The organism is Acinetobacter sp. BY419 (assembly GCF_019038395.1).
Lineage (GTDB): Bacteria > Pseudomonadota > Gammaproteobacteria > Pseudomonadales > Moraxellaceae > Acinetobacter.
In genome coordinates this window covers 45,954-61,343 of record NZ_JAGFXZ010000018.1, presented here as the reverse complement: position 1 = coordinate 61,343, position 15,390 = coordinate 45,954, and the positions used below count along the sequence as shown (strand labels likewise).

Annotated in this window: 11 protein-coding genes; 4 read left to right on the top strand and 7 right to left on the bottom strand. The window is 39.3% G+C overall.

Features of this window, described 5'->3' with window-relative positions; genetic code table 11:
- Window positions 1-386 precede the first annotated feature (386 nt).
- Entirely contained in the window at window positions 387-992 is a 606-nt protein-coding gene (locus KUG37_RS08770) for a hypothetical protein (protein ID WP_367947473.1), read from the bottom strand.
- Between the two features lie 499 nt (window positions 993-1,491).
- On the opposite strand from KUG37_RS08770, the gene KUG37_RS08765 reads away from it, so the two are divergent.
- On the top strand, window positions 1,492-1,713 hold the full coding sequence (locus KUG37_RS08765; RefSeq protein WP_216935612.1) for a hypothetical protein: 222 nt from the start codon (window positions 1,492-1,494) through the stop codon (window positions 1,711-1,713).
- 9 nt (window positions 1,714-1,722) lie between these two features.
- On the opposite strand, the gene KUG37_RS08760 is transcribed toward KUG37_RS08765, so the two are convergent.
- The 5 genes from KUG37_RS08760 to sbmA all read right to left on the bottom strand — a co-directional run bounded on the left by KUG37_RS08760 (window position 1,723) and on the right by sbmA (window position 9,934).
- Complete coding sequence (locus KUG37_RS08760) at window positions 1,723-2,229, bottom strand: hypothetical protein (RefSeq protein WP_216935611.1); 507 nt, start codon at window positions 2,227-2,229, stop codon at window positions 1,723-1,725.
- Window positions 2,230-2,376: 147 nt separating this feature from the next.
- Entirely contained in the window at window positions 2,377-4,428 is a 2,052-nt protein-coding gene (locus KUG37_RS08755; protein ID WP_216935610.1) for a M13 family metallopeptidase, read from the bottom strand.
- A 192-nt stretch (window positions 4,429-4,620) separates the two neighbouring features.
- Complete coding sequence (locus tag KUG37_RS08750; protein WP_367947474.1) at window positions 4,621-6,627, bottom strand: M13 family metallopeptidase; 2,007 nt, start codon at window positions 6,625-6,627, stop codon at window positions 4,621-4,623.
- A gap of 458 nt (window positions 6,628-7,085) precedes the next feature.
- The gene (locus KUG37_RS08745; protein ID WP_216935607.1) at window positions 7,086-8,051 is read right to left on the bottom strand and encodes a hypothetical protein; all 966 of its coding nucleotides are present in this window, start codon (window positions 8,049-8,051) and stop codon (window positions 7,086-7,088) included.
- 689 nt (window positions 8,052-8,740) lie between these two features.
- Window positions 8,741-9,934: a peptide antibiotic transporter SbmA gene (sbmA, locus tag KUG37_RS08740; protein ID WP_216935605.1), complete on the bottom strand. Its 1,194-nt coding sequence runs from the start codon at window positions 9,932-9,934 to the stop codon at window positions 8,741-8,743.
- A gap of 498 nt (window positions 9,935-10,432) precedes the next feature.
- On the opposite strand from sbmA, the gene KUG37_RS08735 reads away from it, so the two are divergent.
- The 3 genes from KUG37_RS08735 to KUG37_RS08725 all read left to right on the top strand — a co-directional run bounded on the left by KUG37_RS08735 (window position 10,433) and on the right by KUG37_RS08725 (window position 13,940).
- On the top strand, window positions 10,433-10,627 hold the full coding sequence (locus tag KUG37_RS08735) for a hypothetical protein (RefSeq protein ID WP_064095723.1): 195 nt from the start codon (window positions 10,433-10,435) through the stop codon (window positions 10,625-10,627).
- Between the two features lie 1,038 nt (window positions 10,628-11,665).
- Window positions 11,666-12,550 carry a trehalose-phosphatase gene (gene otsB / locus KUG37_RS08730; protein WP_216935603.1) on the top strand — a complete coding sequence of 295 codons (885 nt, stop codon included), beginning with the start codon at window positions 11,666-11,668 and terminating at the stop codon, window positions 12,548-12,550.
- Complete coding sequence (locus KUG37_RS08725; RefSeq protein ID WP_216935601.1) at window positions 12,507-13,940, top strand: trehalose-6-phosphate synthase; 1,434 nt, start codon at window positions 12,507-12,509, stop codon at window positions 13,938-13,940. The genes otsB and KUG37_RS08725 overlap by 44 nt, the downstream gene beginning before the upstream one ends.
- A 26-nt stretch (window positions 13,941-13,966) precedes the next feature.
- On the opposite strand, the gene KUG37_RS08720 is transcribed toward KUG37_RS08725, so the two are convergent.
- Window positions 13,967-15,214: an MFS transporter gene (locus tag KUG37_RS08720; protein ID WP_216935598.1), complete on the bottom strand. Its 1,248-nt coding sequence runs from the start codon at window positions 15,212-15,214 to the stop codon at window positions 13,967-13,969.
- Window positions 15,215-15,390: the final 176 nt, after the last annotated feature.

The window sequence follows — 15,390 nt, the reverse complement described above, 5'->3', positions numbered from 1 at the left end:
TATAATCAGCAGAGAATTCAAAAAGGATTAGATTTTAAAACACCAAATCAAATGGCAGCAGACTTTTACAAGTTGGCTGCATAGAATCTACCAAGTGGAAGTATCCTGTTAATTCAGCACACATCAAACAGAAGCTCTAAAAGATGTTGTTAATGAAACAGAAAAATCAAAATCAAAATTAAAATGATCATTAAAAAAGTATCCAATTTTCAAAGTCTTTGTTTATACGTGACTTCTGAATCCCTCTAAATCTCCCTTTAAAAAAGGGAGATTTTGTCATGTGATTAAATCGATACGCAGTGTTCCCTCTCCTTTTAGGAGAGGGTTAGGGAGAGGTTTGATAAAGACATTTTGAATAAAGCTAAAAAAATTATAAATACGAAACCTTAAAGTCCCTCTAACTGAGCCTCGCAACCCGCCCATTCATTTACATTGCGCAAAGATTTTAATGGTTCAAGCTTAAGTCTTTCCCCAGTAGGCAAAATTTCCTGAACTTCCAATACACATTGACGCAATTCATCCTGATTCAACAATTCATAATGTTTATTTGGCGAAAATTTATAAATAGCATCAACACTACAGCCACGCATTTCTGTCCCTGTGTGCCAACTCTTATAAGCACTCAAAGCAATAAAGCGTTCAGCAGGTATTTTAAACTCGGCAAATTGAATATTTTGAGGTGGGTAAGGCATGTTTAACAATTTAGACTTATACTGAATTTGACCACCCAATGCATTGATACTTTCTACTTCTGGAGACATCAGAAACTTAGGTTGCTTAGAGGTTATACATCCATTTGGATATAGCCTCACACTGAAGTTTTCACCCTGCTCTACACGAAAATTAGCAGCTGTAAACTCTGTTGAGTCTTGGTACGTCTTATGCCCAATCATTTTCTTAGTCTGGTTGACCATCCCGGCAGTACAACCTGATAGACCAATCACCAATACCCCAATCCATATTTTTTTCATATCTTCTACTTGAATATTCAACTAATTTTAAACAACAATCTAAACAATGCTTGTTTAATATACAAGTAGGTTTTAGGTTTTTAATACTATTGATAAATATTTGAATATATTAATTTAGTACTTTTCTTTTTTTGATTTCATTTTTTATGCTTAGCTTTAATTCTCATATGAAATGGTACTTTCATTACGAATTTGCAATCCCTCTCTATCTCTCATTAAAAAGAGAGATTCTGTCATGTGATCAATTTGATACGTATAGTTCCATCTCCTTTTTAAAGGATGAGCGTTATAGCTCGCAAGAGGGAGAGGATTATTATTTAAATTTTAAACATACAATCAATCAAACGCTTCACACACAAAAACATGACCATCAAAAAAGTATTCTCTATTACCAAACTTGAAGATTTAGGACATTTTCAGCTTTCAAAATCTTTTTTATGCGTAAGTTTTAGAAACCCTCTCCCATAGAGAGAGGATTTAAAACATGCTATAAAATGAAAAACATCATAGAAAAACAAAAATGACACCCGAAATCTTGCTCACCATCATTCAAATAGCAATTGGCATATTCACAGTAGCCATCATCATTTTGCTCATTATTCCTAAAAGCCGTAAGTGGCTCTCTGAAATGCAACCTGAACCAAGAAGAAAACAACACGGATTAGGCTGGGCAGATGGACTTGAATTTATTTTCTATCCTATTTACTGGCTCATTAAAATCATTGCCGCCATCTTCAAATAACGTATTCCCTTATAATCCCAACTTATTCCAAATATCCGGCGTCAAAAAAGTCGTCACTAACTTATTCAAATCTACATAACGCAGCACACCTTTAAGCTGATTATTGATTTCAGGATTTTTTAAAATTTCCTCACCAGTAGTTTTACCCAAAGCCTGAAAACTATCGCCAACTGCTTGTAAGCCTTCAGCCTGAATCACTGCTTTAGTCTGTGCTGAACATTGTTCCACTAAAATGCGCTGCAACACCGTCGCCAGATTTTTATCGAGGGTTTCACGTTGAGTCGAAGTTACATTGCTAAAGGCCTTTAAATCCGGATGACTTCCCAAGGCCACAAAGGTCCATTGCAAGACCGTGGTTTTATCTGTGGCTGTGGTGGATTTCATCAAACAGTCACTGAGCTGATCCACCGTTGGGCCAGCCATTGCAACCTGTGCCGCACCCAGCAAAGTCGTTGCCAAGAATATTGCACGAAGACAAAATGAACCTTTCAAACCCATAACCATTTCCCTTTTCATCAGCTCAAGCTGCTTAAACAAAGCAGCTTCTTTGTATCATGTAAAAGGCAGGCAAGCCTGTTATGACTGTGTAACCTGAAATCATGAACAAAAAAATCCCGACATCAGTCAGGATTTTTTTCAGAATCTATTGATTCAATAACATGATTACCAAATTTTGATGCGTTTTTCTTCCGGTAAATACATGCCATCGCCCTGCTTCACCCCAAAGGCATCATAGAATGGGTCTTGGTTCAGTAAGGTTGCACGACCCCGAATAGCTGATGGTGAGTGCGGATCAGTTTTAACCAGCTGTAATGCCATTTCAGGACGCATTTTCGCACGCCATGCTTGTGCCCACCCCAAATAGAAACGCTGATCACCACTAAAACCGTCGATCTCAGGGGCAGGTTGCCCATTTAAAGACAATTTATATGCTTCGTATGCCACCGCTAAACCGGAATTGTCGGCAATATTTTCACCGAGGGTTAATTCACCGTTCACCTTATAGCCCGGCAAGGCATCATAGGCGCTGTATTGTTCCACCAAGGCTTTGGTTTTGGCTTTGAACTTTTCATTATCCTCTTCCGTCCACCAGTTTTTCATGTTGCCTTCGGCATCAAAACGGCTTCCTTTATCATCAAAGCCATGGCTGATTTCATGCCCAATCACGGCACCAATCGCACCATAATTGACTGCATCATCGGCTTTCATGTCAAAGAATGGTGGCTGCAAAATGGCAGCAGGGAAAACAATTTCATTCGACAACGGATTGTAATAGGCGTTTACGGTTTGTGGCAGCATATGCCATTCTTCGCGGTCAACTGGCTTGCCCAGCTTGTTCATTTCGATGTCATAAATAAAACTGTTGGTACGCTGGATATTACCAATTAGGTCGCCATCTTTAATGTCTAACTTGCTGTAATCACGCCATTTGTTTGGATAGCCAATTTTCACACTGAAACTTTTCAGTTTACGATGTGCCTGAACTTTGGTGGCATCGCTCATCCAGTCTAATTTATTGAGATTTTGCTCAAATGCCAGCAATAAATTGTCGACCAATTTTTCCATACGCTGTTTTTGTTCAGGCTGGAAATGTTTTGCCACATACACTTGTGCCAGACTTTCACCCAGAATCGCATTGGTCAAATCGACACCGCGTTTCCAACGCGCACGTTGCTCAGTCACTCCACGTAAGGTTTTGCTATACATGTCAAAGTTTGCATCGGCATAAGGTTGGCTTAAATATGCTGCATTGCCATTAATCAGGTGAAATTTAAAATAGGTTTGCCATGAACTAATCGGTGTTTTTTCTAAAATTTGATTCAGATCTTCAAAATAGCTTTTTTGCGCCATAATCACGGTTTTGGTTTTTTTATCTAAGCCTGTGGCTTTAAAATAGGTCTTCCAATCAAATGCCGGCACTAAAGTTTTGACATCTTTGAGTGCATAGACGTTGTACATTTTTTCTATATCGCGATTTTGCACGCTGTCCCATTGCACTTTGGCAATGTCGGTTTCTAACTGCAAAATTGTCTGCGCATGTGTGCTTGCTTCAGCTTCTGTTTCACCAGAAAGCATAAGCAGTTTTTCGATATATTTCACATACGCTTCACGCGCTATTTTTAATTTTTCATCGTCTTTTAAATAGTAGTCACGATCAGGTAAGCCTAAACCGCTTTGTCCCACCATTACCGTCATTTGATCGGACTTTTTCAAGTCTTGCATCACACCAAAATCAAAAGGTGTGGTGACTTGATTTTTCGCAAATTCCGCGACCAACAACGTAAAGTCTTTTGAGGTTTTCATAGCTGCAATTTTGGCTAAATCTGCTTTAAGTGGCATTAAGCCTTTAGTATCTAAGGTCTTAGTGTCCATAAAGCTGGCATATAGGCTACCGACTTTTTGTTCATTGGTTCCATAAGCGGATTTTGTTTTGGCCAGGTCTTCGACAATGGCATGCAACTGCTGAGTCGAATTTTCACGCAACTGGGTAAATGCACCCCAGTTTGGCATGTCAGATGGAATATCTTCGTGTTCTAACCAGTGCCCGTTCACATGTTGATAGAAGTCCTGTTGTGGAGCGATTTTTTTATCAAAGTATTGCTGGTTTACACCTGAGCTTAATTGTTGCGCCACACCAGTTTGATCTGAAGCATAATTTGCAGTTGAAACCAATAATAAAGCACTGACCAGTGTTGTTTTTAGAAAAATTTTCAAAGCTGACTATCCTTGCGCTTCACTGCGCAGTTTAATTTAAATATGTATGTTGATTTTATGATCAGACCCTTAAGTCCTTATACGATAAGCAGCATATATGCCAATCTCTGAAAAAACGCTTGGCTCTACATAATACTCTTTTACAGAAAAACAGGGCTGTTTTTTAAGACTCACGGCCCCGCTTTTTAACCGCTACCAGATAGATACCCGTTTTTCTGGTGGCAAATACATTTTGTCCCCTTCTTTAATTTCGAAAGCATCATAGAAGCTCTGTTGATTACGGACGCTACCATTACTCCTCACAGATGCAGGGGCATGGCTTGCAAGATTCAGGCTATTTAACAGGTATTCAGGATTAGTTTTGCTCCGCCATGTCTGTGCCCAGCCCATATAAAAGCGTTGATCTCCGCTAAAACCGTCAATGACCGGGGCAGGCTGACCTTTAAGCGACAATCTGTAAGCCATATGTGCAATCCCCAGCCCCAAGTTATCTGCAATATTTTCACTTCTATTCAATTCAGAATTCACTTTATGTCCTGGCAATGCTTCATATTGCTTATATTGCTCTACCAAAGCCTTGGTTCGTTCATTAAATTTTTTACGGTCGTGCTCATTCCACTTATCCTCCCCCTTACCTTTTGCATCAAACTGACTACCTTTGTCGTCAAAACCATGACTAATTTCATGCGCGATCACCGCCCCGATGGCACCATAATTGACCGCAGGATCATGACCTGCATCATAATAAAATGGAGGTTGCCAGATTGCTGCAGGTAACACGATTTCATTGAGCTGGGCGTCATAGTAGGCATTTACCGATTGCGGCAACATGTGCCAGGTTTCCGGATCAATAGCTTGTCCTACCTTGTCCAGTTCACGTTGAAAATTTAACAGTCGGGTGCGCTGAATGTTGCCAATCAGGTCATCTTTACGAATTTCCAGAGCTGAATAATCGCGCCATGTTTTTGGATAGCCAACTTTGACATTAATACTATCCAGTTTATGCCGTACTTCTTTTTTAGTATCCGCTCCCATCCAGCTGGCCTCATCAAGTTTTAGATGAAAGGCTTTGCGGATATTCTCAACCATTTCCAACATGACTGGACGCTGAGCTTCACTGAAATGCTTTTCTACATAGATCTTGCCGAGAACGTTACCTAAAATACTGTTGGTGAGTTCTAAGGCAGATTCATTACGCGGGGGACGAATTTGCACACCCGAAAAGGTTTTGTCATAAAATTCAAAATGATGATTTTGAAAAACTTCTGTTAAATAGGGTGAATAACTATTAATTAAGTTAAATTTTAAATACGCTTGCCAGGTTTCAATCGGAATGACTTTCCATAACTCATCCAGTTGACGCAAATAATCGACCTGCGAGATAGCAACTTCCTTCCCCATGCCCTTTAAGCCCAGCTCTGAAAAATAACTCATCCAGTCAAAAGAAGGCATGAAGGTAATAACATTTTTAGGTGCAAAGACATAGGTTTTCACCTCATCATGGCGTAGCTCCGTGGCTGACCATCTGATTTTTGCCAACGCCCTTTCCAAAGCCAGAATGGTACGTGCATCTTCAATTGGCTTGGGCTGACTGGCATAATTTAAGGTATTTGCCACATAAAGCAGATAATTATTCCGGAGCTGCTGATGCCGTGGTTGCTCACTGATATAAAAATCACGGTCAGGCATGCCAAGTTCACCTTGTCCTACGAACATCATGACCTTTGAAGAGGCTTTCCGGTCTTGATGAAAATCGGTAGAGAATGGCAAGTCTAGATCGATTTTTTCGGCATAGGCAAAAAACTCTGCCAGATCTTTTTTAGTCTTGATATTTTCAATTCGCTGCAAGTCTTGTTGCAGTCCTGCCAGCCCAAGTTGTTCTAGCCGTTTGGTATCCATATAGCTGGTATAAAGATCTGCGGCTTTCTGCTCGTTGCTATCTTGCGGATATTGCTTTTTGCCCAGTTCATTAAAAATGGCAAATAATTGCTGATGTGATTTTGTACTCACTTCAGCCAATGCACCTGACAGTGCCTGATCTTCAGGAATCTTTGCAGTTTTAAGCCAGTTTCCATTCACGAACTGATAAAAATCCTGCTTTGGGTCTACCGTTCTATCAATAGAATTAAGGTCAATGGCTGACTTTAATGAAGTTGTACTTACTGCATAACTAATCAGGGGAGTTAGAAATGCACCCACAAGAATCAAATGACTTAAAATAAGTTTTCTCAAATTATAAATCTCATTATTGTATAGGTTTGAAATCAAGTAGTTTTTCCGCTAGCTCTATTTTCATATATTCAAAACTGAATAGGTTCAAGCAAAGGATGTACCAATAAATTTCATTATATTTGGTTGAATAATCTTAAATTTAATCAATTATGATGATAAGTAAATTCCAGATAATGACTATCACGTCATATACAGGCTTCGTTATACTTCTTGCCTATTTAAATTTATTGATATCCAGATAATAGTTATTATTTATTTTCTCTAAACTCATAAAAATAAAGCATCCTATCAATTTTAAACCTACTTTAACCCTCTTCACCAAAATGTAGGAACCTTCAAAATTAAATTATTTTTATGCGCATCTCTAAAAACATAGATGAATACTCTCGTTAAGGATCTAAAACTTTCATGAGAACTTCTTAAGGTTACTTTATCTGTCTTAACATATTCTTCGCACCACTATGATTATAGTGGGTGGCCAGATTCTGCAAGGTACGCTGGGCTTGAGCTTTAGCATTCGGGAAGCGGTTGGCATAGGCCGGAATACTGTTCAGACAGCGTGCGACCAGCATCCCTGATTCAGTATAGACACGCGTTCCCTCTGTGCCCTGCAATTTGCCATAGTTATAGGCACGCTGGGCATTGTTACAGGCATTGTTCAGATTCTTGCCGCTGTTAATGTCACGGCGTGCTGCAACATACAGCTTCATCTGCTGCTGTTGCGGTGTTTCTGCCACCACAGCTCGAACTGATGCCGCTGCTAGCTGTTTTTTCTCTGTTTCTTTTTTCTCCAGCTCTTTTTTTTCTAATTCCTTTCTTTCCAAGTCTTTCCTTTCCTGCTCTTTACGCGCTGACTCTTTAATCTCATTCGTTGTCTTCGCTACAGGAGTTTTGATAGATACAGCGGTCTTTTTTTGTGTAGCAACAGTGGCCTTATTTGTAGCCAGATAAAAGTTTGTCGCTTCAGTCGTACTCATGAGCCTGGTCAGCAGTCGAACGCTACGGTTCTGGCTAGTTTTATCAACCTGCCGTTCAGAAACCGGCTCAATCGAGACGATCCAGCTTTCAGCCAGGTCATCCATACGGCACTGATAGGCACCACTCCCCTGTACAACGCCTCGATTGGCACTCAGGCGTTTGCGCTGGGCAACATCTGCCACTGCATTAAAATTACTTCTATACAGTAGGGAAAATTTACCGCCCTGTTCATGACAATACTGCGTCAGTACCGAACGCGGATACATGGCCTGAGTGGTGTTATTTTTCTGTGCTTGTCCCCAAAGATAAATATAATCTTTTGCACTGCCATCACGTTGGTTCAAAGCCCGCTTGGCGATTAGTTCTTCCGGACTGGCAAAAGGATGTAAAACCTCTGATTTCAACCGATTCATACTATTACAACCAGCTAAACCTGCCGCCCCTATTATTAGAATTATTACTTTTAGCTTCACAGCAAACATCTCAACCCCAAATCCCTGTATAACATAGCGTAAATAGCACAAAACAACAAATACAAGATATTGATAACTATAATATTTAAACGGTAAAAAGGCACATATACCCTTCAACTTTGCTGATTATGCCAAGCTTCACCTGATAAAAATAGACACAAGTATCATTCTTAAACGAGATCAAAGTATAAAAAATATGATTAAGGACTGAGGAAAAAGAGAGAAAAAACACATAAAAAACCGAAGAAGGCGGTGAAACCTTCTTCGGCGGCTTATTCAGGGAACACTACAGAGCCTTATTATTATATGTAATAAAAATTACCTTTTATCCTCTGCAGCATTGCCTGAACAAGATCAGCTTAAGAATAATTTCCTCAACGTACATTGGTTATTTTTATACGTTAAACCACTGGAAATTAAACGCCATCTTGGCTGGCAATTAGGATTCTAGCCAAGAAAAAAATATCTGAATACCCCAATATTGGGAGGTTATGAAACTATTTACACAATTCATCTGAGCAAGGGCAAGATCGGTATTTTCCATTGGATTTTATGGACCAACTCACCATAAAAAAAGCCAAACTTATGTCTGTTTGGCTAATAAAGCATGGCAATAATATAAGAAAAAATTAATCGATATGTGATTCAAATGCTTTCAAACGTTTATAAATCGATATGAGCTCAATAATCGTGGGCCATGACAGAATCAGATACTGGAAAGATTCTCGTACTTTACCAAACACATTCAGGATTTGCATCATCAAACCCAGGGTAATTGCCCCTGCTGCAATACTTGGAAACAGAATAAATAATCCGTAGATATTATCTAATTGCAAATACCAGATCCGAACCATGTTGAAATAAGCATAGTGAAAATACAGCCGGAAATAATTCCAGCGTACCCGGCTAAACAGCTCTTGTAATGTCAGCGGATGCGCCCGATCAGCATAATCTTCGCCATATACCAGCTCTTTACGATACGCTGCCTCAACTTTCTGATTATTAAACTCCAGTCCGGGCAGCTTCATTCCTACCACCAATAAAATGACCGTGCCCAATAGCGCCCAACCGATCGAGGCCCACATTAAAGCATGCGGTATTTCCCCCACAATCGGCAAGACCTTCACATGACTAGACAGCTGATACAAGATCGGGAGGAATGCCATCAGTAACATCAGCGCTTCAATCAGCGACACGCTCAACTGTTCCGTGGTTTTGGCAAAGCGCATGGTATCTTCCTGGATACGTTGTGATGCACCTTCGATATGGCGTAATTTTTCCCAATGTGCCGTGTAATAGTCATTCATCGCAGTACGCCAGCGGAAAACATAATGGCTGACAAAAAACAGGTTAAATACCGCCAGAGTCACATAGACCATCGCAATATAAATAAAGGTCAATGCCCCCTGATACAGCAATGAAACATCACCACCGCCATTGGTAAGCATCTGCTGAATCTGATCATAAAACGGGCTATACCATTCGTTTAATACGACATTGCCCTGCACCCCGAACCAGATATTAAACAAAATAAATGCCGAGCCCCAGACCGACCAGCGCTGCCATGGGTGTTTGAATTTCCATTGCCAAAACAGGGCAAATATAGCGGTCGCAACGAAAAACCAGAGATAGAACCAGATAAATTGAGCCGACCAGAAACGACTGATGCCGATCGCAAGACTTTCCTCAGAATAGCCTTCAGGGAAACCCAGATAGACTCCCCATCCTGATCCGCCACTATGCCAAAGCACAAGATTAATGACAAACCACAAAATCAGGCTGCTAAAAAACCAGAGGGGTTTAGGGAAAAATGACTTGAACATGCTGACCTAGTTCTCCTTCAATATCCTGGTTATCCCAATGACGCCTAGTTTATTCTTATTTTAGACTTTTACTGTTATAAAGCAATAATTTGCAATTTAGGGTAAACATGACATTACGAGGCGGAGTCCTTATAAAAATTATTTTTATAATTGGGCTCTGCATCATGATTCTTCTTTCATTCTCGATTTTTATCTTTAGCTAGAGCAACATAAAAAGGCGAAGACCATGATATTTTTAAAATTATTCTATCTTGATAGACTTTTATCTCAGCTATTTTTCTGTTTTATATCAAAGAACATCATGCTTCTGAGCACTACAACAATAAGATAAAAATCAGTTGTGCAATATATCCTCTCGGTATCCTTCCCCGAATAGCGCACTTCTTCTTAGCTAAACAAATCATTGATCAAGTTCTCAGTTTTTGAAGAAACAGTTAAATTTTCAAAAATCATGTTATGATTTAATTATCGAAAAGTAATCTTATTTTGGGAAAAACTATGGAAAGTTCAGTAATTGAATTACTTAAACCCGTGACGCTGAGAAAGGAAAACTGCGATCCTATTATTTTTGAAGCAGGCACTGTTTTGAAAGTCGTAATGCAGACTCCCACCAGTCTTTTGGTCAGTAATGATGATGACTTTAACTTTACAATTCCTTTAAAAGACGAAAATGAAGTCTGGAGAGAAATCTAAGTATTTCCTTTCAGGTTGATAAACGGGTTGTATCTGGTTTTGGCTGTTTAATTTGAATGATACAACCCTCAACTGATTTCACGCTGATTACTTTTTTCATTATTTCTTCCAATCATTATTCTCTCTTTTGCTGATCAGTATTCTGTGAATGCTAAAGCAGCCCCTTCCTTTGAGCAGAAATTTATTTACTCGAAACCTCACTTAATTTTTGAAGCAATCTGAAATCACTGATGATCTGTTTTTTGCTCTTTTGTATCAGCTTTTTCATTGCAACAGCACAGTCCATCGAACTTCTCTCTTTAGTTCAACTTCATCTAGGACCCACACCTTGACCCAAAAACAATAATATTCAGATTATTTTTAACCTTTAATCACAGCATATAAGTTTGCTTTTCATCAAAATTCTATACCTCATGATAAAATTCAGAGATTGACATTAAAAAAATCAACCTATTCTACTAAATGAAGAAGCTCTTTAAATTGTATAAAACCCTAAAAAAATAATCACAAAATAATTTTATTATTCGAAATCCCCTATCATTCATTCTAGTATTATTTCTTCATTAAACGGCTTATCCAGTTTTAAAAATCATTAAATTTCATGAGTTTAAGCCAAATATTTATGCAAGAATTTTATTTTAAAAAACTAAAAATCAAACCCCTGAATACACTTAAACAAAATAATATATATCTAAAAAATAAATAATAACCTATATAAATTAATCAAAAAAATATCCATTCAAAAATAACAATTAAATAATAAATTTTATTATTCAAGGTTTTTAAAAACCCACTTCATTCAAATCATAAAACTAAAAAACCTCCATAAATTTATTTTTAAAATTTATTAACAATAATTGTTTTTTATTAAAATATTTCTAAATCTTACAAAGTAACTGTACTTGTTAAAAGTGTTTCTTTTCTGCACTTAAAACCGGTCTGTTAAATGAAATATGTTATAAATTTAACTAAATCAAAGACTGTTCAGATAGTTTTTAATTTTAAATCAATTTAATTTCATAGGCTTAACTAAGATTTATGTCGAATCAACCAGCAGATCAAGATTTAGAAGATTCACTTGCTACATCTTCTTATATATTGGCGCAAGTGATTTTAAATCAGCTCAAATCTAATATTTATTCTCATAAACTGGTTTTATTCCTTGATATTGATGGCACCATTTCTGAATTTCATCCAGATCCGGCAAAAAGTATAATTAAGACCGAGACCTTAAACACCTTAAAAGAATTACACCAATATATTCAGCTAGTATTAGTCACGGGTCGCTCTATAGTACAAGCCCAACAACTTATTCATCCATTTGACTGGAATATAGCCGGCTCTCATGGTCTGGAATTAAACTATCAATCGCATATAAGTCATTTAACTGATTTAAATTGTGAACAGTTTGAATTATTAAAAAATTATATTACAGAACATACTGTTCAGATTCCTCAAATTCGAATAGAAATTAAAGACTATTCAGTAGCCCTGCATTTTCGTGAATATCCCGATTTAGAACAGCAAGTGCATACATTTGCCTTGGATTGTCTCGCTCATTTTCAAGATTTTGAGCTTAAGGCTGGAAAGTTTGTATTTGAACTGGTGCCCAAAGGGGCAAATAAAGGTTCAGCCATCCAACAGATCATTCAGCAATATCACTTAAGTGAGCATTACCCCATTTTTATTGGAGATGACCTGACTGACGAAGCCGGTTTTCAGGTGATCAATACATTCAAGGGCTGCTCTATCAAAGTCGGCACAGGCAGCACCATGGCACAATATCGCCTCGAAAACGTGACCCAAGTGCAGGCTTTTCTAGCAGAATTTTTAAAAATATTGAAAGCACAACAACAATTATTATTATTGGAGAAATTACATGTCGAAACTCATAGTGTTATCAAATCGTGTAAATCTACCTAAGTCAGACAATACTCAGGCCGGTGGATTAGCGGTGGCATTGCAGGATGCTTTGCAGGATATAGGCGGTATCTGGGTGGGCTGGAATGGATCCAGAATCGATCAGGCCAAAGAGCAGAAGTTTCAAATCCTGAAGCATCAGAATGTTGAATATCACACGAGTCCATTAACTGAATCCCAATATCAAGGTTTTTATTGTGGTTTTGCCAATAATGCGTTGTGGCCGCTGATGCACGACCAACATCAACTTGTGGATTATCAGCCGCAAGATTTTAAAACCTATCAGGATGTCAATTTGCGTTTTGCCAAGCACCTGAAACAGGTGGCGTCTCCGCAAGATATCATCTGGATACATGATTACCATTTTTTAAGTGTGGCGCACTATTGCCGAAAATTGGGCATGCGTAACCGTCTTGGCTTTTTCCTGCATATTCCCTTTCCTGAACTGAGACTCTGGCAGACCTTGCCTGCCTATCGCGATCTTGCCCATCATTTGGCTAATTATGATGTGCTGGGTTTACAGACTTCTCGCGACCAGGAAAACTGTCTGCAGTTCCTTGAACAGACATTGAAAGTGCAGCATCGTCATAGCGAAATCCTGAATTATCAAACTAGAAAAATTCATGTGAAATGCTATCCAATTGGCGTGCATCCTGTGCAACTACAAAATCAGGCTTCAGATTCTCAATTGGAAAAGCTCCCCTTTGATCTGGATACAGTACAGCCTTATAAAACTGTTATTTCGGTTGACCGGATTGATTACAGTAAAGGTTTACTTGAAAAAATCGGATCTTTGCAAAGCTTGCTGGAAGATCAGCCGGAATTTAAAAATCAATTCCAGCAATTGCAAATTGCCTGTCCATGCCGACTGGATGTAAAAACCTATCAGAACCTATATGAGCAATTTAAATCTGCCGTGGAAGAAATCAATACCCAGCATGGCACCGCGGACTGGGTACCTTTCAATTGCAGCTATGACACCTTAGGGCATGAAGCCTTGATGCAACTGTATCGTAAGGCGGATATCTGCTGGGTAAATTCGATCCGGGATGGCATGAATCTGGTGGCCAAGGAATATATTGCCGCACAGGATCCCCTAGATCCAGGCGTCCTGATTCTGTCTAAATATGCGGGTGCTGCTGAACAAATGCGAGAAGCCTTACTGGTCGACCCTTATGAGCATGACAGTATGGCCAAAGCCTTGAAAAAAGCGCTGCGCATGTCTAAATCAGAACGTTTAGAGCGGTATCGTTATTTAAGTCAGGGCTTAAAAAACTTTGATATTATCCGCTGGCGTGATCAGTTTATTACTGACCTGAAAAATTCACAGAGCCTGCGGATCTATCGCCCTGTGGCCACCGGAGCTTCAACCCAGTTCAGTGTACAGGCCTAAATTTTTAACCTGAAAAAACACCAGCATTAAGCTGGTGTTTCGTTATGCATAGGCGCCACAAGATCTTCGCTTTGTTGCACTTCTCTTGGATCTGCAGTGAGGTGATTCAAAATCACAATACTCAATAGAGCAATCGCAATGACGCTAAATACCAGACTCAATCCGATAATTTCACTGCCGAAGCCCACCAATGCCGGTCCAATCAATGAACCTGTATAGGCAAATACCGACACATAAGACAAGGCCACATGGGAAGCCAAAGTTTTTTGACGTCCTGCACGAGAAAACATCAGCGGTACAATATTGGCGCTACCTAAACCTAAAATAGCATAACCTACCAACACTACTTGCCAGACTGGCGCAAACACCACTGTCAATAAACCGGTTGCAGCCAAGAGTGCACTTAACAGAATCGTATTTTTTTCACCCAACTGTTGAATAATCAAGTGTCCGCTAAAGCGTCCGAGTACCATCAAGGCAGCAAAGAAACTATATGCCAAACCGGTTTTCGCCGCCGACAGACTAAACTCGGTAGTAAGATAAATACCACTCCAGTCCATAGCAGCACCTTCTGAGAGAAAAGCAACAAAACAGATCAGACCAATGCCTAAAATTATCCAGGTTGGTGCTGCTTTTTTCACTGGCTGTTCTGATGATGACGTTTCCTCTGTCGCTGTTTTTGGCTCAGCACCCAAGCTAAAGGGAACAGCCAATAACGCAATAAGTAATATAATCCCAGAGACAATGAGCGCACCGGTTAAAGGCGCTAAACCGAATCCCATTAACATGGTCATCCCCAGCACACCTGCTAGACCACCTAAGCTACATACCCCATGAAAACCCGACATTAAACTTTTACCGAGTTTTTTCTCAATCTGTGCAGCCTGAATATTGACAGTTACGCCCAACGCACCCGCACTGGCGCCAAAGAAAAACAGGCTGATTGCCATGATTAAGTGGTTTGGGCTATAAGCCAGAGCAGGCAGAATGAACAAAAATGCACTGAGAATTACGGCCAAAACTGCACGACAACCTAAGGCATTGGCCAGTCGGCCTGCCAGTGGCATAGCCAGCATCGAACCGATCCCGGCACAGAGCAATAACAGGCCAAAATCAGCATGATTTAATAACAGGCGCTGCTGTGCATATGGAATTAAAGGTGCCCAAGCCGCAGTACTAAAGCCCAGGCTAAAGAAGCACAATGCAGTCGCTATTTTTTGCCATAGATATGGTGATGGAGACTGAAATCGAGAAAGCAGCGTTTGATTAAACATGATATTACCAAAAAAGAAGGCTCAGGCATCCATTACCGATCATCCATAGAAAAACCCCACAGACTTATAGCTAAAATATATAAGTAGGCGGGGCTGAATTTGTGTGAATTATAAACAGAATAAATTTAAATGGAATACTTTTTAGACACAAATTTTAAGATTTTTTACAAGTGTCT